Raw genomic sequence first — 1,199 nt, forward strand, 5'->3', positions numbered from 1 at the left:
TTAAAAGATTCCGCGGAAGCATTGGTGCTCCTGTTGTTAAAATAATTCAAAATTGGTTTGTAATGGATTTGTATAGACCTTGCAATGGTATTGAAGGACTTAAAATTTGAGTTTTCTACTTCGTTATACCACTGAGCCAATTGTAGTCTTGCTACATCTTTATTCGTATTGTTTTCATATATATAACTTAGTGCTTGCGCTAACTTATAGGCTTTTTCAATAGTTGGATGAAGCTTAAACAATATTTCTGCTCTTTCTATTTGTCCTGCAGTCCATTTGGTCTTTGGTTTAAATAGCAGATATCGACTCCTGGCCAGCAACTGTCTATGGGTATCTCCGTTAGCGAGAAGTTCTGGTCTATGCGTTTTTTCTGTTTTTCTAGCTTCTTCAATAGCTTTATTTTCTATTTCTATAACTTCCCATCTTAATCGGATACGTTCTTCTTGGACTGCTTCTGAGGCTAGTTTTTGAACATGAAATCTATCGGTCACGATTTCTGTCCTGGGAAAACATTTTTTAGCGATCAAATTCATATTTCCAGCCATATCGACAGTAACTTCTTTGACTATATTTCGTCTTCCCACAGGGATTTTATTAAGTACATTGATGACGTCATTCGCTTTGGTTCCCTTTATAATGGCCACTATGCTACCTTTCTTTCCGTTAGCATCTTTATTGGTTAGAATCGTGTAGAGTTCACCGTTGGACAAAGAGGTTTCATCCAAACTTAAATAGTAGCCTAAATTTTTTCCAAAGAGCAACCAGTCCTGTGCATGTTCCTTTTGGGGCCAATCTTTGAAGTCGCTAATATGGTTTTTGTAGTGATGCTGTAAGGTTTTTCCATTAATCTTATAATAGTCGCCAAACCGTTTTGCGCTTACGGCATTAGTATCAAGCGATACCTTTTAAAAAAGAGGCAAACTCGCTGGTTATCCGAGTGCCTTTAGCTATTAAATCCCAATCTCTTTTTATGATTTTCCCTGTACCCATAAGAGTCCATCGTCTACGCTTTATATGGAGCAGTACCGATTTGCCTCTTAAAGGGAAATCTTCAACGGTTATCTCAGGCAAGAAGCCTTTGGATTGCGCTAATTCTGATTGGTACTCCTTGGGCAGCACGTTCTTTTCTTCTAGGTAAAAATGAACCTTACCTTCTGATGATTTATGGTCTACAATTTCAAAATAATCCATAACGCCTT

2 protein-coding genes are annotated in these 1,199 nt (G+C 37.5%); both read right to left on the reverse strand.

What is annotated here, in order from left to right:
• On the reverse strand, positions 1-848 hold an 848-nt coding region (locus ES676_RS14550; RefSeq protein ID WP_148371049.1), incomplete at its 3' end, for an ISAon1 family transposase.
• Positions 849-891: 43 nt separating this feature from the next.
• Positions 892-1,199: ISAon1 family transposase N-terminal region protein (locus tag ES676_RS14555; RefSeq protein WP_148371048.1), on the reverse strand; the 308-nt coding region annotated here is incomplete at its 5' end.

The organism is Bizionia saleffrena (assembly GCF_008086175.1).
In the GTDB taxonomy this organism is placed as follows: Bacteria; Bacteroidota; Bacteroidia; order Flavobacteriales; family Flavobacteriaceae; genus Bizionia; species Bizionia saleffrena.